The 23085-nt window shown below is 46.3% G+C and carries 21 protein-coding genes; 11 read left to right on the top strand and 10 right to left on the bottom strand.

What is annotated here, in order from left to right:
• Nucleotides 1–191: 191 nt before the first annotated feature.
• Nucleotides 192–1640 carry an aspartate ammonia-lyase gene (gene aspA, locus VIB_RS02515; protein ID WP_004394423.1) on the bottom strand — a complete coding sequence of 483 codons (1449 nt, stop codon included), beginning with the start codon at nucleotides 1638–1640 and terminating at the stop codon, nucleotides 192–194.
• Between the two features lie 517 nt (nucleotides 1641–2157).
• On the opposite strand from aspA, the gene VIB_RS02520 reads away from it, so the two are divergent.
• On the top strand, nucleotides 2158–2649 hold the full coding sequence (locus VIB_RS02520) for an FxsA family protein (protein WP_040903914.1): 492 nt from the start codon (nucleotides 2158–2160) through the stop codon (nucleotides 2647–2649).
• 263 nt (nucleotides 2650–2912) lie between these two features.
• Complete coding sequence (locus VIB_RS02525) at nucleotides 2913–3125, top strand: cold-shock protein (protein WP_004394424.1); 213 nt, start codon at nucleotides 2913–2915, stop codon at nucleotides 3123–3125.
• A gap of 342 nt (nucleotides 3126–3467) precedes the next feature.
• Here VIB_RS02525 and VIB_RS02530 read toward each other — a convergent pair whose 3' ends face one another.
• From VIB_RS02530 to VIB_RS02540, 3 genes are all read right to left on the bottom strand, one after another.
• A complete protein-coding gene (locus VIB_RS02530; RefSeq protein WP_040903916.1) occupies nucleotides 3468–3941 on the bottom strand; it encodes a tRNA (cytidine(34)-2'-O)-methyltransferase in 474 nt (157 codons plus the stop codon).
• An 89-nt stretch (nucleotides 3942–4030) separates the two neighbouring features.
• The gene (cpxA, locus tag VIB_RS02535) at nucleotides 4031–5410 is read right to left on the bottom strand and encodes an envelope stress sensor histidine kinase CpxA (protein ID WP_004394426.1); all 1380 of its coding nucleotides are present in this window, start codon (nucleotides 5408–5410) and stop codon (nucleotides 4031–4033) included.
• Nucleotides 5410–6096, bottom strand: coding sequence for a response regulator (locus VIB_RS02540; protein WP_004394427.1), 687 nt, complete (start codon nucleotides 6094–6096; stop codon nucleotides 5410–5412). Before VIB_RS02540 ends, cpxA begins: the two co-directional genes overlap by 1 nt.
• A 230-nt stretch (nucleotides 6097–6326) precedes the next feature.
• On the opposite strand from VIB_RS02540, the gene VIB_RS02545 reads away from it, so the two are divergent.
• From VIB_RS02545 to pfkA, 3 genes are all read left to right on the top strand, one after another.
• Entirely contained in the window at nucleotides 6327–6848 is a 522-nt protein-coding gene (locus VIB_RS02545; RefSeq protein ID WP_004394428.1) for a CpxP family protein, read from the top strand.
• A 172-nt stretch (nucleotides 6849–7020) separates the two neighbouring features.
• Nucleotides 7021–7929 (top strand): CDF family cation-efflux transporter FieF, encoded by a 909-nt coding sequence (fieF, locus tag VIB_RS02550; RefSeq protein WP_004394429.1) that lies wholly within the window; start codon nucleotides 7021–7023, stop codon nucleotides 7927–7929.
• Between the two features lie 251 nt (nucleotides 7930–8180).
• On the top strand, nucleotides 8181–9143 hold the full coding sequence (pfkA, locus tag VIB_RS02555; protein WP_004394430.1) for a 6-phosphofructokinase: 963 nt from the start codon (nucleotides 8181–8183) through the stop codon (nucleotides 9141–9143).
• 100 nt (nucleotides 9144–9243) lie between these two features.
• Here pfkA and glpX read toward each other — a convergent pair whose 3' ends face one another.
• A complete protein-coding gene (gene glpX / locus VIB_RS02560; RefSeq protein ID WP_004394431.1) occupies nucleotides 9244–10251 on the bottom strand; it encodes a class II fructose-bisphosphatase in 1008 nt (335 codons plus the stop codon).
• Between the two features lie 286 nt (nucleotides 10252–10537).
• Between glpX and zapB the strand changes: the two genes are divergently transcribed.
• The gene (gene zapB, locus VIB_RS02565) at nucleotides 10538–10780 is read left to right on the top strand and encodes a cell division protein ZapB (RefSeq protein WP_004394432.1); all 243 of its coding nucleotides are present in this window, start codon (nucleotides 10538–10540) and stop codon (nucleotides 10778–10780) included.
• A gap of 67 nt (nucleotides 10781–10847) precedes the next feature.
• On the opposite strand, the gene metF is transcribed toward zapB, so the two are convergent.
• The 3 genes from metF to VIB_RS02580 all read right to left on the bottom strand — a co-directional run bounded on the left by metF (nucleotide 10848) and on the right by VIB_RS02580 (nucleotide 15571).
• A complete protein-coding gene (metF, locus tag VIB_RS02570) occupies nucleotides 10848–11741 on the bottom strand; it encodes a methylenetetrahydrofolate reductase (RefSeq protein ID WP_004394433.1) in 894 nt (297 codons plus the stop codon).
• 258 nt (nucleotides 11742–11999) lie between these two features.
• Nucleotides 12000–14405 (bottom strand): bifunctional aspartate kinase/homoserine dehydrogenase II, encoded by a 2406-nt coding sequence (locus VIB_RS02575; protein ID WP_004394434.1) that lies wholly within the window; start codon nucleotides 14403–14405, stop codon nucleotides 12000–12002.
• Nucleotides 14405–15571, bottom strand: coding sequence for an O-succinylhomoserine (thiol)-lyase (locus VIB_RS02580; protein ID WP_004394436.1), 1167 nt, complete (start codon nucleotides 15569–15571; stop codon nucleotides 14405–14407). The genes VIB_RS02575 and VIB_RS02580 overlap by 1 nt, the downstream gene beginning before the upstream one ends.
• Nucleotides 15572–15769: 198 nt before the next feature.
• On the opposite strand from VIB_RS02580, the gene metJ reads away from it, so the two are divergent.
• A complete protein-coding gene (gene metJ, locus VIB_RS02585; protein WP_040903918.1) occupies nucleotides 15770–16087 on the top strand; it encodes a met regulon transcriptional regulator MetJ in 318 nt (105 codons plus the stop codon).
• Nucleotides 16088–16154: 67 nt separating this feature from the next.
• Here metJ and VIB_RS02590 read toward each other — a convergent pair whose 3' ends face one another.
• Together VIB_RS02590 and rpmE are read right to left on the bottom strand one after the other, a co-directional pair.
• Complete coding sequence (locus tag VIB_RS02590) at nucleotides 16155–17441, bottom strand: malic enzyme-like NAD(P)-binding protein (RefSeq protein ID WP_004394440.1); 1287 nt, start codon at nucleotides 17439–17441, stop codon at nucleotides 16155–16157.
• 223 nt (nucleotides 17442–17664) lie between these two features.
• A complete protein-coding gene (gene rpmE / locus VIB_RS17225; protein ID WP_004394441.1) occupies nucleotides 17665–17883 on the bottom strand; it encodes a 50S ribosomal protein L31 in 219 nt (72 codons plus the stop codon).
• A 245-nt stretch (nucleotides 17884–18128) separates the two neighbouring features.
• On the opposite strand from rpmE, the gene priA reads away from it, so the two are divergent.
• The 4 genes from priA to hslV all read left to right on the top strand — a co-directional run bounded on the left by priA (nucleotide 18129) and on the right by hslV (nucleotide 23050).
• On the top strand, nucleotides 18129–20330 hold the full coding sequence (gene priA, locus VIB_RS02595; protein WP_004394442.1) for a primosomal protein N': 2202 nt from the start codon (nucleotides 18129–18131) through the stop codon (nucleotides 20328–20330).
• A gap of 312 nt (nucleotides 20331–20642) precedes the next feature.
• Nucleotides 20643–21644, top strand: a complete 1002-nt coding sequence (cytR, locus tag VIB_RS02600) for a DNA-binding transcriptional regulator CytR (protein ID WP_004394443.1) — start codon at nucleotides 20643–20645, stop codon at nucleotides 21642–21644.
• Nucleotides 21645–21764: 120 nt separating this feature from the next.
• On the top strand, nucleotides 21765–22307 hold the full coding sequence (locus VIB_RS02605; protein WP_040903920.1) for an SPOR domain-containing protein: 543 nt from the start codon (nucleotides 21765–21767) through the stop codon (nucleotides 22305–22307).
• A gap of 188 nt (nucleotides 22308–22495) precedes the next feature.
• Entirely contained in the window at nucleotides 22496–23050 is a 555-nt protein-coding gene (hslV, locus tag VIB_RS02610; protein ID WP_004394445.1) for an ATP-dependent protease subunit HslV, read from the top strand.
• The last annotated feature ends 35 nt before the right edge of the window (nucleotides 23051–23085 follow it).

Below are 23085 nucleotides of genomic sequence, written 5' to 3' on the forward strand. Positions count from 1 at the left end.
TCCGCTTTACCGCCCAGTGTTAAGCTAACGCAAGGCTGTGAATTCATAGGTTTATCTTATTTTTTAGTCTCAATGGAAGGTAGCCAACGCTTTTAATTAATTACCATGATTTAGAATAAGTTTTGGCGACTTTCCATCTGGCAAAAACCAAGAAGGCTCTGAATCAGAGCCTTCTTGTAGAGTAAATCGAATTACTCGTAACGTTTTGCCTTGTATTTAGGGTACATCAAGTTGTCGACTGAGAAAATATCGTCCAACTCTTCTTCAGTGAGCAAGCCACGCTCCAGTACGACCTCACGGACGCTTTTGCCCGTTTCGGCACAGATTTTACCAACGATGTCACCTTCATGGTGGCCGATGTAAGGGTTAAGGTAAGTGACGATGCCGATCGAGTTAAACACATAGCCTTCACAAACCTCTTTGTTGACCGTAATGCCATCGACACACTTATCACGCAGGTTAACGCACGCGTTAGAAAGCAAGGAGATAGACTCAAACATCGCTTGAGCAATCACTGGCTCCATTACGTTAAGCTGTAATTGACCCGCTTCAGCGGCATAAGTAATGGTGTTGTCATTACCGAAGACTTTAAAGCACACTTGGTTAACCACTTCAGGGATAACCGGGTTAACTTTGGCCGGCATGATCGATGAACCCGCTTGTAATTCAGGTAAGTTCAGTTCATTGAAACCCGCACGAGGGCCAGAGGAGAGCAAGCGCAAATCGTTACAGATTTTCGAAAGCTTCATTGCTAAGCGTTTCAGCGCGCCATGAGTCATTACGTAAGCACCGCAGTCGGACGTTGCTTCAATTAAGTCTTCAGCAGGTACCACTTCTAGGCCAGTGACTTCGCCTAAATATTTTATTGCTAATGCTTGATAGCCTGGAGCGGTGTTTAAACCGGTGCCGATGGCCGTCGCACCAAGGTTAACTTCTAATAATAACTTAGAGGTGTATTGCAGAGCACGGATCTCTTCGTTCAGCGTCACGGCCCACGCATGGAACTCTTGACCAACGGTCATCGGTACGGCGTCTTGGAGCTGAGTACGCCCCATTTTGAGAATCTGTTTAAACTCAACGGCTTTAAGTTCAAAAGCGCCTTTGATGTACTCAATCGATTCAATCAGTTTGAGAATGCTGTTGTAAACGGCGATTCGGAATCCGGTTGGATACGCACAGTTGGTGGATTGACTTTTATTAACGTGATCATTGGGGTTAATAAATTGGTATTGACCTTTTTCTTTACCCATCAGTTCAAGGGCTACGTTAGCAATCACTTCATTGGTGTTCATATTGACTGAAGTGCCTGCACCACCTTGGAAAACGTCGGAAGGGAATTGATCCATACACTTGCCGGTTTCCAAAATCAGATCACACGCTTGAATAATATAGTTAGCGACATCTTTAGGGATCACGCCTTGCTCTTTATTAGCGAGCGTGGCCGCTTTTTTGGTCATGACCATGCCACGAACAAATTCAGGGACATCTGAGATCGTAACATTAGAAATATTGAAGTTTTCTATCGCCCGCAGGGTATGGATACCATAATAAGCATCAGCAGGAACATGGCGTTCGCCGAGCAGGTCTTCTTCGATGCGGGTTGCTTGGTTGGTAATAGGGGTTTCAGATAGGGTAGCCATCACAGGATCCTTAAGATAATTGTTCTGATTAGTCACACTTAGCCATCTCTGTCTTAAGAATCCGTTCACCAGAATGGTTGGCTGGGAAAATCTGTCCTGACTTCTTCGCTAATCATACTTGACCAGTAGATAAAAAATAGGAACTGGATCACCTTTCCGGTGCATAACTCCGGAGAGGTTTAGGATCTTTAGCTAAGATCTCACGGTTTGAGTGAATTGGTTTAATAGAAAGTTAAGATATTGAAAATAAGAATTATTTTATGGAATGTTTGTTGGCCTAATCGAGAGTGGTGTTGGGTGAACCTCGTAATCGTATGATTCATCAATCATAGATGGTTAGAATAGTCTGATGGGTGATGAGAAATGACCGGCTGATGACCTAACAAGGTTGCAGTTCCGTGGCCATCACGTTAATTTGAAAAACGTTCAGTGGTGAACGAGGATTCCCATTGGCTCATCAACAAACGGCTGAGCAGTGCAGTCAGGTAAAGTCGGGCTCAGTTAAGGAGAAGCTAGGTTGCTTATTTTATTATGTTTATTTATTGCTTTGCCAATCATTGAAATTGCGGTGCTGATTCAGCTCGGTGGTTTGTTAGGCTTATGGCCAACGCTTGCTTTAATTCTATTTACAGCTTTGGTTGGGGCGATACTGGTGCGTAGTCAAGGTGTCTTGACGTTTCTGTCCGTCCAGCAGCGCCTTCAACGGGGTGAAGTGCCAGCACAGCAAATCATCGAAGGTATGTTGTTAGCTGTCGCCGGTGTTTTATTACTGACGCCTGGATTTATTACAGATGGAATAGGCATGCTCGTTTTGCTGCCTATTCCAAGGGCGCGTTTGGCTCATTACTTAATGGGCTATCTGGTTGTGAATACCATGAGTGGTCCTGACTCGTTTTCCCATCAATCATCACAATCTCGACCGAACGCCGAGGGGGAGACGTTTGATGGTGAGTATGAGTATAAAGAACAAAAGGATCATCCGCGGGACGACTCGAATCGACTCAATTGATTGATCTGTCTGGAGATTCGAGTTTATTTGGTTATTTTTGAATAAAACGTTTGCTTAATGAGAAGGAAACCCTTATAGTTATCTGGCTCTATAGTTAAGAGTTATTAATGAAAATCAAAAGTAAAAGTAAATTCTTAGAATCCCATCGTAAAAGTTGTTATCCTAATATTTCCCTTACATGATTAGCTACATTAAATAATTCATGCTTCAGCACCTTGCGCATTTGCGCAGTAATCCAATGAATTCTATATAAGGGACAAATTATGTCTAACAAAGCAACTGGTACAGTAAAGTGGTTCAACGAAACTAAAGGTTTTGGTTTCCTATCTCAAGACAACGGCGGCGCGGATGTGTTTGTACACTTCAACGCAATCGCTTCTGAGGGTTTCAAAACTCTTATCGAAGGTCAAAAAGTATCATTCGTCGTTGAAAACGGCCAAAAAGGTTTACAAGCTGCTCAAGTTGTAACTCTATAATTTACTGATACTCATCAGAATATTTAAAGGTCGCCTAGGCGGCCTTTTTGCTGTCTGTCATTTTTTAATGGCTGTCATTGATCTTTTCATGGCTTGGTCGTGATTGCTCTCTCCTACGTCAGTGTCTATTGTCGATCCAGTCTATGTCTAAAGCTATCTGCTCTACTCTGCTCTTCGTATCGCTTGTTTGCAAAAGTGTCGGTTTGTAGTTTCTGGCTGTCGGAATCGTGAGCATACCTCACCTTTAGTATCACTTAAGGTTGAGGCGGATTGATCATCTCAGATTACGCATGGAAAACGCGTTAATATCGATCGCCTCTCCTTAAATACTCGGTGGGTAGCTTATTGAGCTCCCGAAAAACCCAATTGACGCCAAGCTTCAAAGGCAATGATGGCTACCGCATTGGATAAGTTTAGACTGCGAGCATTGGGCATCATTGGAATACGAATGCGTTGATTCATCGGTAAGCTATGGATCAGGTCGGCGGGTAAGCCGCGCGTTTCTGGGCCAAACAGTAATACGTCCCCAACTTGAAACTGTGCATCAACATGATGTCCAGTGGTTTTTGTGGTGCAGGCAAAGAGTCGAAATTCACCACGAGCCGTTAAGTAGTCGAGAAAGGCTTGATAATTTTGATGGCGAGTGACTCGGGTGAGGTCATGATAATCTAAACCGGCTCTGCGCAGTTTTTTCTCCTCAAAATCAAACCCTAAAGGTTCTATTAAATGTAAGTTCGCGCCGCAATTAGCGGATAAGCGAATAATATTCCCCGTATTAGGGGCGATTTCAGGTTCATAGAGGGCGATGTCAAACATGGTTGAACGGTTCCTTATCAATAGAGCGCATCAGTATACTGCACAGAAGCTTAGATGTTTATCTTATCGAATGGGTTTACCGTCATCGCTCATTGATCCCGTTGAATCGGTAGGGTGATTTGCACTTTTAAGCCGCCAAGATCACTTCGGCTCGCGCTAACCTGACCACTATGCTGACGAATGGCACTTTCCGTGATTGCTAACCCGAGCCCCGTTCCTCCGCTGTCTCTGTCTCTTGCGGTTGATACTCGGTAAAATGGTCGAAATATTTCATTCAGCTCGCTGTCCGGAACGCCAGGTCCGTCATCTTCAACGGTGATGATGATTTGTTGTGCCACACAACGAAAGCTAACTTGAATCCGATCCTGACTATAGTTAATTGCATTGCGGACGACATTTTCTAACGCACTCATCAATAATTGGGGATTACCAGAAATGTATTGATCAGGAATTGGGTCGAGGAGCAGTTGTTTTTGCATTTGCTCGGCCTCAAACTGTGCATCATCGAGCAATGCTTCCCATAAGCTAGACAATGGCTGTATTTCGCGACTTAAATGACTATTGGTCTGCATGCGAGACAGTTCAAGTAGCTCACCGATCATTCGTTCTAAACGTTGGGCTTCGGTATCGATTCTTTCTAATTCTTTACTCTCTCCTTGCTTACGGCTGGCTAAGGCATTGGCCATTCTTAGGCGAGTCAGCGGTGAGCGTAATTCATGGGAGATGTCTGATAATAAGCGCTGTTGGCCGGAGATCATCTGGTTAACCGCCTGTACCATGCGATTAAAACTACGTCCGGCTTGACGAAATTCTGTAGTGCCTTTTTCCAGTTCAGGGTCGACGATAAACTCGCCCCGAGCAACACGTTGAGCGGCGAGCGCGAGCCGCTGAGCGGGTTGACTCAATGCCCAAGCGAGCCATAACAACAAAGGAGTGCTGACTAACATAACCGACAACAGTAGATGCAGCGGTTTATCAAATAATCTCAGTAGAAATGGTGGCGGCTGATCCCAACGCATGCCCATGAATAGTAATAGATCCTGATCAGCCAATCGAATTGAGACTGGGCCAGAAATCATATAACGACCATACAAACGTTGTTGCGGTTTATCAACCGACTCAATACTGGTGGTAAAGTTCTTTAATGCCTTTAATTGAAAATTTTCATGCCGTTTCGTGGTGAGGATATTGCCCTCTTGATCGGTAACAAAAAAACGCGGCCGCGAACTATGATTACTGCCTGATTCTAGTTCGGTAATGATCCGCGAAAGGTTATTTTGTTGGATGAAACGTTTTTCCAAAAGTTGCTGATAGTCGAGCATTCTTTGCAAGCTTTCAGATGGAAGATCGCGTGATTTACGCGGATCGAGATGTGGTAAAGATAGCACCGCAATCACCACCAGTAGCATGGTTAGCCAGAAAATGGCAAAGATACGGCCATACAGGCTATTGAATTTAGGTAAGCGCATTACTCTTCCGCCACCATTAAGTAGCCACGGCCACGTAAGGTTTTAATTCGAGGCTTGCCATCGACCCGTTCGGGTAATTTTTTGCGTAAATTCGAGACATGCATATCAATGGCTCGATCGAAAGCGGCCAGCCGTTTACCTAATACATCGAGGCTGAGCATCTCTTTGGTGAGGGTTTCCCCTGGATTTTGGGCAAAATGGCCTAATAGAGCAAACTCGGTAGTGGTTAGGTCGAGGAGTTGCCCTTGGCAATAGGCTTCTTGTTTGCCTGGGTAAACTTGTATGTCTTGACACTCAATCACATCCGACGGTTTATGTACGGATTGATGCTGTGTGCGGCGTAAAATCGCTCGAATTCTGGCGAGTAATTCACGATCACTAAATGGTTTGGGAAGGTAATCATCGGCCCCTAATTCGAGACCAATTACGCGATCAATCTCTTCGCCTTTTGCGGTTAGCATCAGTACTGGGGTTGTCCAGTTTTCACGCAGTCTCTTCAAGGTTTCCATGCCATTGAGTTTAGGCATCATGACATCCAATAGAATCAGATCAATCTCATCGTTAAGCGCCGCCAACCCCGATTGACCGTCATTGGCTTCAGAGACGTCAAACCCCTCATAACTGAGGACTTCTTTAAGTAGATTGGTGAGTTCGGTGTCATCGTCAATCAGAAGAATATGTGCCATTGGTGCCTCGTTACCGATATTACTTTCCTAGTCAATGAGCATAGTTTACTGCGAAATCGGCTTGGATAATGGGCTATTAGTGACTATTTACGATTCTTTACGCTCTCTACACGCCACTTTACTCGTCAACTTGTATTGTTTGATTAAGCGCTGCTTGTGCAGCTCTCCCATCGTAACAAGCTTGGAAGGCTAAAGCTTATCAACGATAACTATTGAGAGAGGAAATAATGATGAATATGACCAAGACAATGATTCTCGCTGCAGTCGCCTTACCTTTGGCTATCGGTAGTGCCAGTGTACTGGCTTATGGAAAGGGTAAGCACACGGAGCATCAACAGCAACGATGTGGTTTACACGGTGAAAGAGGTATCGTCAGTCAACTGAACTTAACCACAGAACAGCAGAGCCAGCTAAAAGCCTTGCGCGAAGAACATCGCCAAGCCATGCAAGATCAGCGTGGTCGTGGCTCGCGTGATGAAATGAATACCTTGCGTGAACAAGAGCGAGCGTTAGTGCTCTCTGCTGATTTTGATCGCGCCGCGGCTAACGATCTGGCTAAACAGATGGTGGATAAACAGGTTGAACGCCGAATAAACATGCTCGAAAAACGTCATCAAATGATGAGTATTTTAACCGATGAGCAAAAGACCCAGCTACAAACTTTACAGCAAGAGTGTATGGAAAAGCATCATCGAGAGGGTGGTGAGCCACGTGGGCATAAACACGGAAGTAAAGACAAAGGCCGTGGATAACTAAAGTCAACAGCGGGTGTTACTTTACTGACTTGATGCAATTGAGATGCTGGTGTAGGGTGGTTAATTTCACTCCTTGTGTTACAAAATAACGAAGCAAGGGTAGGCCATTTTATCGCTCAGCACCAAGCTATATCCTGTGCATGGGTCTATTACGTTATGGTTAAAAGTAATGAAGAAAGAGTACGCTCGCTTAGTGACACTGGCTGCCTGGACCGCCACCATTGTGGCCAGTGGTCTATTAATCGTTAAAATAGCCGCATGGTGGGTGACGGGGTCCGTCAGTCTGCTTGCCTCTGTGGTGGATTCTTTACTCGATATTGCCGCCTCTGTGGTCAATTTAATTGTGATACGTTATGCCTTGCAACCTGCCGATCGAGAACATACCTTTGGTCATGGTAAGGCCGAATCTTTAGCGGCCTTAGCGCAAGCGATGTTTATCTCCGGTTCAGCCTGTTTCTTACTCCTCAATGGGGTTGAACGTTTTTTCCGTCCTCATGAACTTCAATCGCCAGAATATGGAATTTATGTCAGCGTGTTTGCCTTATTGGTGACCTTTGGCTTAGTCTCGTTTCAGCGTTACGTGGTCAAAAAAACCAACAGCCAAGCGATTGCCGCCGACTCTTTACATTACCAAACCGATTTATACATGAATGCGGCGATTATTCTGGCCCTCGGTTTGAGTTGGTTAGGTTTCAAACAGGCTGATGCCATTTTTGCCATTGGGATAGGCTTGTACATTTTATACAGTGCGATTGGCATGGCCTATCAGGCCGTGCAAACGCTGCTGGATAGAAAGCTCCCTGATGACGAGCTGGCACAGATTCGGGCCGCCTGTTTGTCGGTTAATGGTGTGTTAGGGGTTCATCAATTGCGAACTCGCATGGCGGGGCCGGTAAGATTCATTCAATTGCATCTCGAATTAGATGATCATATTCCGTTGATTGAAGCCCATCGCATTTCTGATCAAGTTGAAGACAAATTACGCAACCTATTTCCCGGTGCGGATGTAATTATTCACCAAGATCCTTACTCCGTAGTGTTTAATGTGGAACGTAAACAAAAATTATCGACGTGGTAAGGCAAAGTGCGCTCAACTTGACTATATTTCAGTCAGTTTAATTAAAAAACAGTATCCTGATATGAATCAACGAAGCGATAGAATAAAGCTGTAATACTCTTACATAAGTAATAAAGTTACAAAAAAACGCTCAAATAACAGTAGTATTCCTTATCGGGCGAGGTAACATAACGCACAATTTTGTTGCTTGTTTTATTTGAATGAGCACAACCAAAAATGAGTTTTGAATTCTCAAAAAATCGAGGGTGAGCATGATTAAAAATATCGGTGTTTTGACAAGTGGTGGTGATGCGCCCGGCATGAACGCAGCGATTCGTGGCGTTGTTCGTACTGCATTAGGTGAAGGTTTAGGTGTCTATGGTATCTATGATGGTTATCTTGGACTCTATGAAGGGAACATTAAGCAACTGGATCGCTACAGCGTCTCCGATGTGATCAACAAAGGCGGTACCTTTTTAGGTTCAGCGCGTTTCCCTGAGTTTCGTAATGAAGAAGTGCGTTTAAAAGCGATTGAGAATTTAAAGCAGCACAATATTGATGCTTTAGTTGTGATCGGTGGTGATGGTTCTTACATGGGCGCGAAAAAGCTCACCGAAATGGGCTTCCCTTGCATTGGTTTACCAGGCACGATCGATAACGATATTGCGGGTACTGATTACACCATCGGTTATTTATCGGCGATTAATACCGTTATCGATGCGATTGACCGTCTGCGTGATACTTCTTCGTCACATCAACGTATTTCAATTGTTGAGATCATGGGCCGTCACTGTGGTGATTTAACTCTGATGTCAGCGATTGCTGGTGGCTGTGAGTACATCATTACGCCGGAAACGGGGCTGGATATGCAGCAACTGATTTCTAATATCCAAGACGGGATCAAAAAAGGCAAAAAACACGCGATCATTGCCTTAACGGAACTGATGACCGACGCCAACCAATTGGCAAAAGAGATTGAGAAATCAACCGGTCGTGAAACTCGTGCGACGGTACTGGGGCATATTCAACGTGGTGGTCGACCAACCGCATTTGACCGTATTTTAGCCTCACGCATGGGTAACTATGCGGTGCATATGTTGCTAGAAGGGCACGGTGGTCGTTGCGTTGGCATTCAAAAAGAAGAACTGGTGCATCATGATATCATCGAAGCGATTGAAACCATGAAACGCCCGGTACGCCAAGATTTGTATAAAGTTGCTGAAGAGTTATTTTAAGAACGTGGGTTATTCAACCTGAGTGAAGAAAACAATCACCAATCAAAAAAGACCGCATCGCGGTCTTTTTTCTTCGTAACGTTGAATCGAGTACCATGCCTTAAAGGATCATCGGTAACACATCGCTATCTTTACGCTCTAAGTAATGGATGGATTTAATCCGTCGGATGGTTCGGCAGCGGCCACGGATCAACAGCGTTTCGGTCGTCGCGATATTACCTTGTCGGCTAATGCCTTCCAATAAATCGCCTTTGGTGATCCCCGTCGCCGAGAAAATGACATTATCACTGCGTGCCATATCATGGAGTGCCAGTACTTGGTTAGCTTGTACGCCCATTTGGGCACAGCGAGCCAACTCTTTGGCTCCCCAAATACGGTTATCTTCACTATCGCCTTTGACTTGATGGCGAGCTAATAAGCGACCTTGCATATCGCCATCCAAGGCCCGAATCGCCGCCGCAGAAATCACCCCTTCAGGAGCGCCACCAATACAGTACATGGCATCGACTTCGCTATCTGGCATGCAAGTAAGAATCGATGCGGCCACATCGCCATCCGGCACTGCAAAGACCCGTACACCCAGTTGCTGCATTTCGCGTATCACGGCATCGTGACGTGGTTTTGCCAGAGTCACCACCGTCAGTTGGTGTAACGCTTTATCCAGTGCAGTGGCGATGGCCTGTAAGTTATCGGCTAATGGCTTATTTAAATCGATGCAGCCTTTGGTTCCAGGACCGACGACGAGTTTTTCCATGTACATGTCCGGTGCTTTGAGAAAGCTGCCTTTTTCTCCCGCTGCCAATACCGCTAATGCATTGGATTGCCCCATCGCGGTCATTCGTGTCCCTTCAATCGGGTCGACGGCGATATCGACATCGTCACCACCTAAGCCGACCTGTTCCCCGATATAGAGCATCGGAGCTTGATCGATCTCTCCTTCACCAATAACAATTTCGCCATTGATTTCTGTCTTATTCAATAAAATCCGCATTACTTCTACGGCTGCGCCGTCAGCCGCGTTTTTATCACCTCGGCCAAGCCATTGGTAACCTGCCAGTGCAGCACCTTCGGTTACCCGAGAAAAAGCCATTGCTAAATCGCGTTTCATGCTTACTCCAACCACAAATTAAAGAGGATAAAAAAGTTGCGCGGATTCTAGCACATTCATAAGTAAACGTTTGCTATTTAGCGTTGCAAGCCTTGTAGTGGATCAAAAATTTGTCTTTTAAGGGCGTTTTAAGCGAGAGAAGTAAAGATAGCGTCAATTGCGTTGTTTTTTTGACCGAATAGCGAACAAGATCGAATATAGTAAGTGTTTCTCTGCGCATGGCTGAGTAGAATGGTTAAATAGAGTGAATTGAATTCACATCACGGAATAAACAAGGGTAAGTCACATGTCTTTTGAAGTACTAGAACAACTCGAAGCAAAAATTCAAACTGCGGTTGATACCATCGCCTTACTGCAAATGGAAGTGGAAGAGCTGAAAGAAGAAAAACAACAGCTCATGCAAGAAGCGGATGAATTAAAAGCCAGCCGTGCAGAGCTTGAGCAAAAAGCGCAAGAAATGGAGCAAGAGCATACAGCATGGCAAACGCGTATTCGTAGCCTGCTAGGTAAGATGGAAGAGGTTGAGTAATCTCTACCTACGCTGATTGCTAATAACGCCGAACTTTGTTCGGCGTTATTGTTATATACGTTGGTTATTAAGTCACTGCAATCGGGCGTACACCAAGGGTATGACAAAGCGCGTAGGTCATTTCGGCGCGGTTCAAAGTGTAGAAGTGAAAATCTTTTACCCCCTCACGGCTCAGGACTCTAATCATATCAATAGCCTGACTCGCCCCAACTAATTGTCGAGTGACGGGATCATCATCTAATCCTGCAAACTGTTTAGCCATCCACTGCGGCACTTTAACGTGGTTTTGCGCGGCAAAGCGTGCGGCTTGTTTAAAGTTTGAAACGGGTAAAATACCGGGAATGATTTCGGCATCGATTCCGGCGGCAACGCAGCGATCTCGAAAGCGTAGATAGCTCTCAATATCAAAAAAGAACTGAGTGATGGCTCGGTTGGCTCCCGCTTCGACTTTACGTTTTAAATTGAGCAGATCGGCTTGGGCACTTTTCGCTTCTGGATGCACTTCGGGAAACGCGGCCACGGAAATATCAAAATCGTGGCGAGATTTGAGTAGAGCAACTAAGTCAGCGGCGTACATCTCCGGCTTGCCACCACCCGGTGGAATATCCCCACGTAGGGCGACAATACTTTCAATGCCGTTGTGCCAGTAGTCATCGGCGATAGTGATTAACGCTTCGCGGCTGGCATCAATACAGGTCAGATGCGGTGCCGCGATCAATCCGGTTTGATCTTTGATGGCTTTGATGATCGAGTGGGTTCTATCACGCTCACCAGAGTTTGCTCCGTAGGTCACGGAAACAAATTTGGGTTTGAGTTCTTTTAAGCGATGCACCGAGCTCCACAAGGTTTCTTCCATTTGAGGGGTACTCGGTGGAAAAAACTCAAACGAGACATTGATATCTGAAACTTCAGCGATGCTTTGATTTAAAGCGTCGATATGACTGGCGTGCGTGTATCCCATTTTTCTCTCCCTGTGCTAACGACCACAACGCAAACACAACATTCTTTACGTATAGACGTCCATATGTCTACAGAATGTAATGAATCGATTTTAATGTCAACATTACTAGTATGAAGGTTTTTCATGTTGATGCTGAGTAAAATTCACAGATTTAACTGAAGAGAAATTGAGCGAGGCCGAAGCGTCTCTCCCTGTTGTAAAGGAGAGACGTGTTGAATGAGGAGCAGGCAAGCAGAGGTAAGGTGTGTTAATGCTCGCTCATAACAGGCTGGCGAGTCGGTTCAGATCCGATTGAATGGCGCCAGCGGTAACTTCACGTCCAGCACCTGGACCGCGAATGACCAGAGGGTTATCTCGGTACCATTTGCTTTCAATGGCAAAAATATTATCGCAAGGGCGCAAGTTAGCCAGTGGGTGGTCGAGTTCTACGGCCTCTACGCCAACCGAGGCTTGGCCATTTTTCTCTAAGCGAGCGACATAACGGATCACCTTATGTTCTTTTTGGGCGCGAGCTAAGCGCTCAGCAAGACTTTGATTGAGCAAGTGGCTTTGCTCAAGAAAATCATCCAAAGATAAGTGACGCAGTGCCTCTGGCACCAAAGACTCGACCTTGACGTGTTGAGGTTCAATGTTCAGACCAGATTCCCTTGCCAGAATAACCAGTTTACGCATCACATCGGAACCATCGAGATCATGGCGTGGATCCGGTTCCGTCAGTCCTTGTTGCCAAGCTAATTCAACCAGTTCGCTAAATGGAATCGAGCCGTCGTATTGTTGAAATAGCCACGACAGTGTACCCGAGAAAATCCCAGATAAAGCGGTGATATCATCGCCACTTTCACGCAGATCACGCACAGTATGATTGATGGGTAGGCCCGCTCCAACCGTAGCATTGTATAGCCAATGACGGCCAATTTTACTGAAAGCGTGTTTGACTTGATGATAGTACTCACCCTCTGCCGATCCTGCGACTTTATTGGCACTGATCAAATGCAAACCATGCTGCGCCATGGCTAAATATTGCTGCGCTAGATGTTCGCTGGCCGTCACGTCTAAGACAATGGCCTCATCATAGTTACGCAGTTCACCGAGCTGTTGCAGCCAGCGCTGACCATCATTGGGTTGTGCTTCATCTTGATATCGAGCCGCAACTTGGCTTGGATTGATGCCAGCCTCATCAAACCAAAAGGTTTGGCTATCGATAATCGCGACTAATGAAAATTGCATGCCGTAGCGTTTTTCTAATTCGGTTTGCTGCTCTGTAAACAGCTTTAACCAACTGCTACCAATGTTACCTTTACCACAGAGCGCTAAGGCCACGCGTTTTTGGGCTTGAAACAGCTGCTTATGTAAGTCAATGACCCTTTCGGTTAACGTATTTTGTCTTAACACTGCTACTAAGCTGAGCTCGGATTCCGCTGTGCAGATAAACTCAACTGGGCAGGTTTTCAGTTGCTGGTAAAAACCGTGATTATGCTGCGCGTTACGAGTGACGCCTGCACCTACGGCGGCTAATAGTGAATAACCTTCTTTGAGTTTACTCTCTGTGGCGAGTGCCGAATCCTGTAAATAACTGAATACATCACTGGCCATCTCTCGGGTGTAGGCAAGACGAAGTTGATGCTGATCGGCTTGTACTTCAAATGCCAATGGCTCAAGTTGGGCCCGTTTGAGGTGTGCTAATACCGTGTGTTGTAGGCGTTGGAAATCTTGTCCGGCGGCTAACGTCAATTCAATCAGCAGTACATCCTCCAAAGAGGTGATGATTTTTGCTCCTCGCCCAGAAGCGAGAATACGCTCAATGCGTGTCGAGCCCGATTCTGGCTGATGACTAGAGCGTAAATGCAGTTCCATCGTGCTGTGTACGACCGGCTGTAAAGTGCGGCTATGCAGCACGGGAGCTGCCAATCGAGCCAGTTCATTGGCTTCATCTAAGCGCAGCAGTGGCAATAAACAAGCGTCATCCACCACTCTTGGATCCGCACTATATACACCCGCGACATCACTCCAAATGGTGACTCGTTCAACGTCCGCTAAAGCGCCAATCATGGTTGCAGAATAATCGGAGCCATTACGCCCAAGCAGAACGGTTTCCATTGCGCTATTTTGTGCAATGAAGCCAGTAATGATGACGCGCTGCTGCGGGTGCTGAGCAAGAATCTCTTTGAGTAAAGGCGCGGAACGAGTGCGATCAACCTCAGGTTGTGGCCCAGTTTCGGCACGTAAGAAAGCACGTGCATCTTGCGCAATAGCGGGTAATTGTTGCTGATTGAGTAGTGCTGCCAATAAGCGCGCTGACCATACTTCACCATGCGCCAGCACCGCGGATTGTTGGGCATAGTTCAGTGGCGGGGTGAGTGCGGCCAGTTGAGAGCACTCCTGATTGAGTTGACTCATAAGATGGTCGGCGATATCGCCGTTCAGTAATTCCTCAATCAGTTGAGTTTGATACTGACGGATAGCTTGCAGTTGTTGATGTGCCGTTAGACTATCTTTTTCAAGGTGACCGACAAAATCAATCAATTGATTGGTGGTTTTGCCAGCGGCAGAGACCACCACCAGATCGTGCTGCTGCGAATACTGCTGTAAAATATCGACCACATTTCGGTAGCAATCACCATCGGCTAGGCTACTACCGCCAAATTTATGTAACTGCTGCTTCATTAATTTTTTTCCTGTGCTTGATGAAAGGCTTGTTCAAGGTCAGCAATCAGATCGCAAGCCGCTTCCAATCCGACAGAGAGGCGCAGCAGTTGTTGGCCGACGCCAGCTTCGGCAAGGGCAATCTCCCCCATGGCTCGATGAGTCATTGAGGCTGGGTGGCAAATTAAGCTTTCGACGCCACCTAACGATTCCGCTAGCGAAAACAGACCTAATGCACCGACAAAGTATTTGAGTTGTTCAAAGGTGCCTGCAAATTCAAAACTGAGCATGGCACCAAAGCCACTTTGCTGTTGTTTCGCAATCTCATGGCCGGGATGGCTGACTAAGCTAGGGTGATAAATTTGCCCAACCAGTGGTTGAGTTTGTAGGTAAGCGAGTACTTGTTGTGCACTCTCTTCGTGAACGCGCATCCGGGCCGATAAAGTTCGTAAGCCGCGCAAAGTCATATAACTATCAAACGGTGTGCCGGTTGAACCAAGGCAATTTCCCCACCACGCTAATAGTTCGCCATGCTCGGCTATTCGGCTGATGATGACGCCACCAATCACATCAGAATGCCCATTGAGATACTTGGTGGTGGAGTGAATGACAAAATCCGCCCCTAAGGCGATAGGTTGCTGATAAATAGGAGTTAAAAACGTATTGTCTACAGCAACCAATGTATTAGCTGCTTTGGCTTGTTGGCAGAGCTGCTGAATATCGACCACTCGTACTAAAGGGTTAGAAGGGGTTTCGATCAGCAGCAGTTTGGGCTTGAGCGTTAACGCCTCACTCACCGCAGTCGGATCCGATTGATCAATAAACAAGACTTTGAAATCACCTTTTTTCGCTCGTGAGTTGAGCAGTCGATAGGTACCGCCATAACAGTCATGAGGAGCGACAATCCACTCTTGAGGAGACAAAAAGGTCGAAATCCACAGATTGATAGCCGAGGTTCCACAGTTGGTGACAATCGCCGCTTGCCCCCCTTCGAGATCCGCTAGGGTTTGTTCAAGTAAGCTACGGTTTGGGTTACCAGAGCGGGTGTAATCATAGGTAGGCACTTCACCGAAGGCAGGAAAGCCAAAGTTAGTCGATAGATAGATCGGTGGTACCACCGCATGATATTGGCTGTCCGATTCTATTCCTGTGCGAACCGCAATGGTGGCGGGTTGGCGAGTGGTCATAGTGGCTTCCTTTCTGAATCTACAATAAATGGGCTAACGGCAGAGGGGATCTCATCGTCAATAGAGTCACACTTTACTGATCAAAAAAGAAGACGTCAACACATCTAGATGTCTATATGTCTTTGCTTATGGCGGTAAATCCCGCTAAAATTAGGGACTTTGATTAGTAGACTCAAATTCACACAACGAAGGTGCGCAATGGCAGACTGGAATGGCGATTATATTAGCCCCTACGCGGAGCATGGTAAAAAGAGTGAGCAGGTAAAAAAAATCACGGTATCCATTCCGTTGAAGGTACTCAAAGTGCTTACTGATGAAAGAACTCGCCGACAAATCAACAATTTACGTCACGCTACCAACAGTGAATTATTGTGTGAAGCTTTTCTGCATGCGTATACCGGTCAACCTTTACCGACCGATGAGGATTTACGTAAAGACAGGCCAGATGATATTCCAAGTGAAGCGAAAGCCTTGATGACCGCAATGGGTATTGAGTTTGAAGCGTACGATGACTGAATGATGCCCATAAAAAAACCTAGCTATGCTAGGTTTTTTTAGATCAAGGGTCGCGATAAGGTCACCATTAACGACTATTTTCTGCCATATAATTTTCTGGCATGTCGATACGCGCAACACCTGACTCGACGGCGGCTTGAGCAACCGCTTTGGCGACACGTGGTAGTAAGCGCGGGTCCATTGGTTTTGGAATAATATAATCAGTACCATAGCTAAGTTTTTCAACCCCAGCGGCTTTGAGTACCTCACTTGGAATCGGTTCTTTGGCTAATTGACGAATCGCATCGACGGCGGCAAGTTTCATTGCATCATTGATTTCGCTGGCGCGAACGTCCAATGCACCACGGAAAATAAATGGGAAACACAGCACATTATTCACTTGGTTGGGGTAATCGCTGCGCCCAGTACCGAGGATTAAATCGTTTCTCACCTGATGAGCTAACTCAGGTTTGATTTCTGGATCGGGGTTGGAGCAAGCAAAAACAACGGGTTTATCGGCCATTAATGCTAGGGCTTCTGGTGGTAATAAATTCGGGCCAGAAACCCCAAGGAATAAATCGGCACCGGCAATCACATCTTCCAAAGTGCGCTTATCAGTATTGTTGGCAAACAATTGTTTGTATTCGTTTAAGTCATCACGACGGGTATGAATGACGCCTTGGCGATCCAGCATGTAAATTTTTTCACGCATCGCCCCGCATTTAATCAACAGTTCCATACAAGCGACCGCTGCGGCGCCCGCACCCAGACAAACAATAATACATTCATTGAGTTGTTTGCCTTGCAGTTCAATCGCGTTGAGCATTCCAGCGGCCGTCACAATCGCGGTGCCGTGTTGATCATCATGGAAGACAGGGATATCACAGCGCTCGATGAGGCGGCGTTCAATTTCAAAGCAATCTGGCGCTTTAATATCTTCTAAATTGATCCCGCCAAAGGTGTCGGCGATGTTGGCAACGGTATCGACAAACTCATCGATAGTGCGATGTTTGACTTCGATGTCGATCGAATCAAGACCAGCAAAGCGTTTAAAGAGTAGCGCTTTACCTTCCATTACCGGCTTTGATGCCATCGGACCAAGATTACCTAAACCAAGAATTGCGGTGCCATTCGAAATGACGGCAACCGTATTGCCTTTGGCGGTGTACTTGTACACGTTATCAGGTTGTTGGGCGATTTCACGTACCGGTTCTGCCACGCCTGGGCTATAGGCAAGCGCAAGGTCACTGGCTGAATCGGCCGGCTTGGTTAAGGCAATGCCAATTTTACCTGGAGTCGGTAGTGCATGGTAATCAAGAGCGCGTTGGCGAAATGCTTCTTGTGGCGAGAGGTCTTGGCGATGATCATCAGACATAGGGGGAGCTTCTCTTATAATGTTATCAACGAAACTATGATTCTAAAGGATGTCGATTGAGCTGCCTAGGTGGGATTGCGATCACAAACCATCAAATCGGTAAGATGAAGACTGATAAGACCAGATGAGCGTCAAATAAGATAAAGCAGAGAGCAATAACATGACCACATAAAAAAAGAACGCCGGAGCGTTCTCTTTTAATAATCTTCGCGTGAAGTAAGGATTACTTCTTGCTGGATAGAGCACCGAAACGCTTGTTGAAGCGGTCAACGCGGCCACCGGTATCAACGATACGTTGCTTACCAGTGTAGAATGGGTGGCATTTGTCACATACGTCAAGGTAGATGCTTTCTTTAGCAAGCGTTGACTTAAATGTGAAAGCATTGCCGCAAGAGCAAGTTGCGCTGACTTCTTTGTATTCTGGGTGGATACCAGCTTTCATGGGATAACCTCAAATGTAGGCCGCGTCGCTATCCGGATCAATGCCGGACACCACACGTAATGTTAATGATAATATGCAGATGCTAAACCGATTTGCCAAGCATCTTTAAGGCGCGATATATTAATGAATCCACGCCATGGGATCAACTGCTTTCGGCGCTATTTTCACCACTTTTGTTGGTCGAATTTCTGGTTGTCATCCAGTAGACTGTGTTTTCTGCCCCTTTTTATTGCTAACGGATGGTTATGCGCCCCACTATTGCTCGTGTTGCTTTACCGGTTCCTCTTGATAAATCCTTCGATTATTTGATTGCTGACGGTGTGTGTCCTGTGGTTGGCGGACGGGTTTCGGTTCCGTTTGGTCGCCAAACCTTAGTGGGGATTGTCATTGCTCTCGTGTCTGAATCCGATTTTCCTTTGCATCAATTGAAATCGCTGCATGCGGTATTAGATACACAGCCGTTATGGCCAGAAACACTCTATGGGTTATTGCAGTGGTGCAGTCAATATTACCATTACCCTCTGGGAGAAACCCTAGCTAACGCGATGCCAAGTGCGTTGCGTAAAGGCAAAGCGGCGCAATTTGCGGTGACTAAGGAGTGGCGACTGACTGAGCAAGGGCGCAATCAACTACTCCAAGGCTTTGGTCGTGCCATCAAGCAGGCCAAGGTTATGCAGTTATTGCAAGCGGGGCCCGTTTCTCATCAGACCATGTTGGATGAAGCGGTATCAAGTAGCACGCTAAATACTCTGCTTGATAAGCAATGGATAGAGGTGCTTGAGCAAGCTCCGCAGATCGTACCTTGGCCTTCTGATGTTGAAGCTCGGGTTGATAAACCGAAATTAAACCCAGAGCAGGCGATTGCGATTGCGACGGTGAACAGTCAGCCGGGCTTTGGATGCTACTTGTTGCAAGGCGTCACGGGGTCAGGTAAGACCGAAGTGTACTTAAATTTGATCAAGCCTGTTTTGGAACAAGGCAAACAAGCCTTAGTGTTAGTGCCAGAAATTGGCTTGACGCCACAAACGATTCAACGTTTTCGTCAACGTTTTACCGTGCCCGTGGTCGTGATTCACTCGGGATTAAATGACACGGAGCGTCTTAATGCTTGGTTAGCAGCACGGGATAAAGCGGCGGGGATTATTATTGGTACTCGTTCAGCTTTATTGACCCCTTTTGCTGATCTCGGGATTATTATTGTTGATGAAGAACATGATACTTCTTATAAGCAGCAAGATAGCTTGCGTTATCACGCGCGCGATGTTGCGGTCATGCGAGCCAATCTTGAGCAAGTGGCGATTGTCCTCGGCTCGGCAACTCCGGCTTTAGAAACGCTGCATAATGCGTTGAGCAGAAAATATTATCATTTGCAACTCACCGAGCGAGCCGGGCACGCCGTACCCACGAAAAATCGAGTGCTGGATATTAAAGGTGAGTATTTAGAGAGCGGACTCTCTGCGCCGTTGATAGCCGAAATGCGTCGTCATTTACAGCAAGGCAATCAAGTCTTGTTGTTTCTTAATCGACGTGGTTTTTCTCCCGCCTTGATGTGCCATGAATGTGGTTGGATTGCCGATTGTCAGCGCTGTGATGCTTATTACACCTATCATCAACACAGTAACGAGGTCCGTTGTCATCATTGTGGCTCGCAACGTCCGGTGATTCAGCACTGTCAAAGTTGTGGCTCACATCAATTAGTGACCGTTGGCGTTGGGACTGAGCAACTTGAGCAGCAGCTTGCTCAGTTATTTTCTGATTATCGCACCATTCGTATTGATCGAGACAGCACTAGGCGTAAAGGCAGTTTAGAAGCTGCGCTGACCGCCATCCACAATAATCAGTATCAAATTTTGATTGGTACGCAAATGTTGGCCAAAGGGCACCATTTTCCCAATGTAACCTTAGTCGCGCTGTTGGATGTGGATGGTTCTTTGTACAGCAGTGATTTTCGTGCCCCAGAGCGCTTGGCACAGTTATTCATTCAAGTTGCTGGCCGCGCGGGAAGGGCAAGTAAGCCAGGGGAAGTGGTTTTGCAAACTCATCATCCTGAGCACAGCTTATTACAAGCGCTACTGCATAAGGGATACGATCATTTTGCTCGAACCGCTCTGGCTGAGCGGCACGTCGCTCAACTTCCGCCCTACACCTATTTAACGCTGTTTCGCGCTGAAGCGAATCAATCATCGGTGGTGGAAACCTTCTTAAGGCAAGTTCGGCAAACCTTACAAGTTCATCCGTTGTTTGATCAAGCCTGCGTGGTACTTGGGCCAACGCCAGCACCATTGGCTAAGCGAGCGGGTAAGCACCGTTGGCAACTGTTACTACAAACCCCTTCACGTAGCACGATGCAGGCGATATTAACCAGTTCAAAAACGGCTATTCAGTTGTTGCCTTTAGCCAATAAAGTGCGTTGGTCTTTGGATATTGAGCCGCAAGATTTGAGTTAAATCTCTCCCCTCACTCGCTTGATGCTTATTGAAAGTAGGGCTGACTGAGCGCTGTTTTTTAGGGGTTCTAAATAGCAGTGAGTTTTATTTGCGCAACTAAAATCACTTGCTGTGATCGATGTCATATTTGTAATGCAAAAAATGTTACTTAAGCCGTAACTTTCTCTATGGAAAGAAATAAACTAGGGGCACTATACGTTCAGTGAATCGTTTTCGTCGACCATGTTATGACTTTACGACGAAGGGAGTCGTTTTACCGACAACGTTTATTCGGCTTAGGTATTGAGAGAAAATAGAGAGGGTTAAAAATTTATGGCGACAATGAAGGACGTTGCCCAGTTGGCAGGTGTCTCTACCGCGACGGTATCTCGTGCGTTGATGAATCCTGAGAAAGTATCGACCACCACTCGTAAACGAGTGGAAGAAGCGGTACTTGAAGCTGGCTACTCCCCCAACTCTTTAGCGCGAAATCTGCGCCGTAATGAATCAAAAACCATTGTGGTGATCGTGCCCGATATTTGTGACCCTTATTACACCGAGATCATTCGTGGTATCGAAGATGTGGCGATGGAGCATGGGTATTTGGTGCTGCTGGGTGACAGTGGTCAACAAAAGAAGCGTGAAAGCTCGTTTGTGAACCTAGTCTTCACCAAGCAAGCCGACGGTATGTTATTGCTTGGTGCTGATCTGCCGTTTGATGTCAGTAAAGCGGAACAAAAAAATCTGCCACCGATGGTGATGGCCTGTGAATATGCTCCAGAGTTAGAACTGCCGACGGTACATATTGATAACCTTACCTCAGCATTTGAGGCGGTGAATTACCTCACTCAGATGGGACATAAAAAAATTGCTCAAATCAGCGGGCCAGTAGGTGCTGTGTTGTGTGAATTTCGTCAGCAAGGTTACCAGCAAGCACTGCGTAGAGCTGGATTGGTGAAAAACCCAACCTATACCGTTGTTGGTGACTTCTCTTTTGAATCCGGTGCTAAAGCGGTACGACAGTTATTAGCACTATCTGAGCCACCAAGTGCGATTTTTTGTCATAATGACGCGATGGCGATTGGGGCAATGCAAGAGGCGAAACGCTTAGGTTTACGAGTTCCGCAAGATTTATCCGTTGTGGGGTTTGATGATATTCAGTTTGCTCAGTATTGCGATCCACCGTTAACGACGATTTGCCAGCCACGCTATGAAATTGGCCGACAAACGATGTTGATGATGCTTGAATTACTGCGAGGTCGAGATGTTCAGGCCGGATCACGGTTGTTAGAAACTCATCTGGTAGTGAGATCCAGCGCCGCGCCGCCAAGGTAAATATTGCCCTGACTGAGCGGGTTTGCAGAAGATAACCAGCGTTGCTTACATATTGACGCTGTTATCCGACGGCAAACTCCTTTACCATGGAGCTACAATTGTCAGCGTTTGAATTGAATCGTGGCTAATAAAGATTATGTAAGAAGGGGTCGTAGTCCAAAGAAGCCGACCGCAAAAACAACAACGCGCCGAAAACCTTGGCGCAGTGGATTGATCGCGTTAATCCTCCTCAGTGGGTTTGTTTATGGATTGTATTGGCTCAACCAGAAACCTGAGCCGCCTGCACCACCAGTCAAAACCGTTTCTCCGGTTAAACCTGCGACGCCACCTGCGCGAGTGATCCCGCCACCACCGACGGAAAAGTGGGACTATGTGCAGAGTCTGCCTCAGCGTGAAATTGAAGTCACCGCTAAAGAGCAGCAACTGTCGGAGATCCCGTACATCATGCAGTGTGGGGCATTTAAAACCTTGCAACAAGCGGAAGCGCGTAAGGTCGAGATTGCTTTTCAAGGGCTGAAGAGCAACATCCGCAAAACTGAAAATAGCAGTTGGTTTCGAGTGGTGTTAGGACCATATCCATTAAAACGAGATGCTGAGCGAGATCGCCACCGTTTACAACGCGCTAAAATTGAGCCTTGTGCGATATGGAAAGAATCACAATAAACAGAATTTAGGCGATTCAACCTTTCAAGATGGCTAACGAGTCACTTTCTCTCGCTCTTCTTCGTAAGAGGAGAGAAAACGGCCGCGTTGGCCTTTTTTCTGCATTCCGTTTCTCCTTACCTTGAAATCGTTTTTCCGCATCCTCATATACCTTAAACACCCTAGTGAAATAATAAAGAGGTCCTCACGTGACTACCATTGTATCTGTACGTCGTGATAATAAAGTTGTGATTGCCGGAGACGGCCAAGTCTCGCTTGGCAATACCGTAATGAAGGGTAATGCGCGCAAGGTTCGTCGTTTATACAACAATAAAGTTCTGGCCGGATTCGCTGGTGGTACCGCAGATGCCTTCACGCTATTCGAGCGTTTTGAAAGTAAGTTGCAAATGCACCAAGGTCATTTGACCAAAGCAGCGGTTGAGCTTGCGAAAGATTGGCGTAGTGATCGTGCTTTGCGTCGTTTGGAAGCGATTTTAGCGGTTGCTGATGAAACCACATCGTTGATCATTACTGGTAATGGCGATGTGGTGCAGCCAGAACACGATCTGATTGCGATTGGTTCTGGTGGTAATTATGCTCAAGCCGCAGCACTCGCGTTGTTGGAAAACACTCAATTAGACGCGCGTGAAATTGCTGAAAAAGCGTTAAATATTGCTGGCAATATTTGTGTATTTACCAACCACCATCACACCATTGAAGAACTAGAAATACCAGCCGCATTATTGCCTGAAAAGAACGCATAATCTGGTGTGAACTCTGTACTGAATGTAAGGAATTG

The sequence above is a fragment of the Vibrio metschnikovii CIP 69.14 genome, assembly GCF_000176155.1.
Classification (GTDB): domain Bacteria; phylum Pseudomonadota; class Gammaproteobacteria; order Enterobacterales; family Vibrionaceae; genus Vibrio; species Vibrio metschnikovii.

Excerpts from the sequence above, each read along its gene's own strand:
- aspA (WP_004394423.1), bottom strand. The coding sequence starts at position 1,640 with ATGGCTACCCTATCTGAAACCCCTATTACCAACCAAGCAACCCGCATC.
- VIB_RS02525 (WP_004394424.1), top strand. The coding sequence starts at position 2,913 with ATGTCTAACAAAGCAACTGGTACAGTAAAGTGGTTCAACGAAACTAAA.
- VIB_RS02530 (WP_040903916.1), bottom strand. The coding sequence starts at position 3,941 with ATGTTTGACATCGCCCTCTATGAACCTGAAATCGCCCCTAATACGGGG.
- cpxA (WP_004394426.1), bottom strand. The coding sequence starts at position 5,410 with ATGCGCTTACCTAAATTCAATAGCCTGTATGGCCGTATCTTTGCCATT.
- VIB_RS02540 (WP_004394427.1), bottom strand. The coding sequence starts at position 6,096 with ATGGCACATATTCTTCTGATTGACGATGACACCGAACTCACCAATCTA.
- VIB_RS02545 (WP_004394428.1), top strand. The coding sequence starts at position 6,327 with ATGAATATGACCAAGACAATGATTCTCGCTGCAGTCGCCTTACCTTTG.
- fieF (WP_004394429.1), top strand. The coding sequence starts at position 7,021 with ATGAAGAAAGAGTACGCTCGCTTAGTGACACTGGCTGCCTGGACCGCC.
- pfkA (WP_004394430.1), top strand. The coding sequence starts at position 8,181 with ATGATTAAAAATATCGGTGTTTTGACAAGTGGTGGTGATGCGCCCGGC.
- glpX (WP_004394431.1), bottom strand. The coding sequence starts at position 10,251 with ATGAAACGCGATTTAGCAATGGCTTTTTCTCGGGTAACCGAAGGTGCT.
- zapB (WP_004394432.1), top strand. The coding sequence starts at position 10,538 with ATGTCTTTTGAAGTACTAGAACAACTCGAAGCAAAAATTCAAACTGCG.
- metF (WP_004394433.1), bottom strand. The coding sequence starts at position 11,741 with ATGGGATACACGCACGCCAGTCATATCGACGCTTTAAATCAAAGCATC.
- VIB_RS02575 (WP_004394434.1), bottom strand. The coding sequence starts at position 14,405 with ATGAAGCAGCAGTTACATAAATTTGGCGGTAGTAGCCTAGCCGATGGT.
- VIB_RS02580 (WP_004394436.1), bottom strand. The coding sequence starts at position 15,571 with ATGACCACTCGCCAACCCGCCACCATTGCGGTTCGCACAGGAATAGAA.
- metJ (WP_040903918.1), top strand. The coding sequence starts at position 15,770 with ATGGCAGACTGGAATGGCGATTATATTAGCCCCTACGCGGAGCATGGT.
- VIB_RS02590 (WP_004394440.1), bottom strand. The coding sequence starts at position 17,441 with ATGTCTGATGATCATCGCCAAGACCTCTCGCCACAAGAAGCATTTCGC.
- rpmE (WP_004394441.1), bottom strand. The coding sequence starts at position 17,883 with ATGAAAGCTGGTATCCACCCAGAATACAAAGAAGTCAGCGCAACTTGC.
- priA (WP_004394442.1), top strand. The coding sequence starts at position 18,129 with ATGCGCCCCACTATTGCTCGTGTTGCTTTACCGGTTCCTCTTGATAAA.
- cytR (WP_004394443.1), top strand. The coding sequence starts at position 20,643 with ATGGCGACAATGAAGGACGTTGCCCAGTTGGCAGGTGTCTCTACCGCG.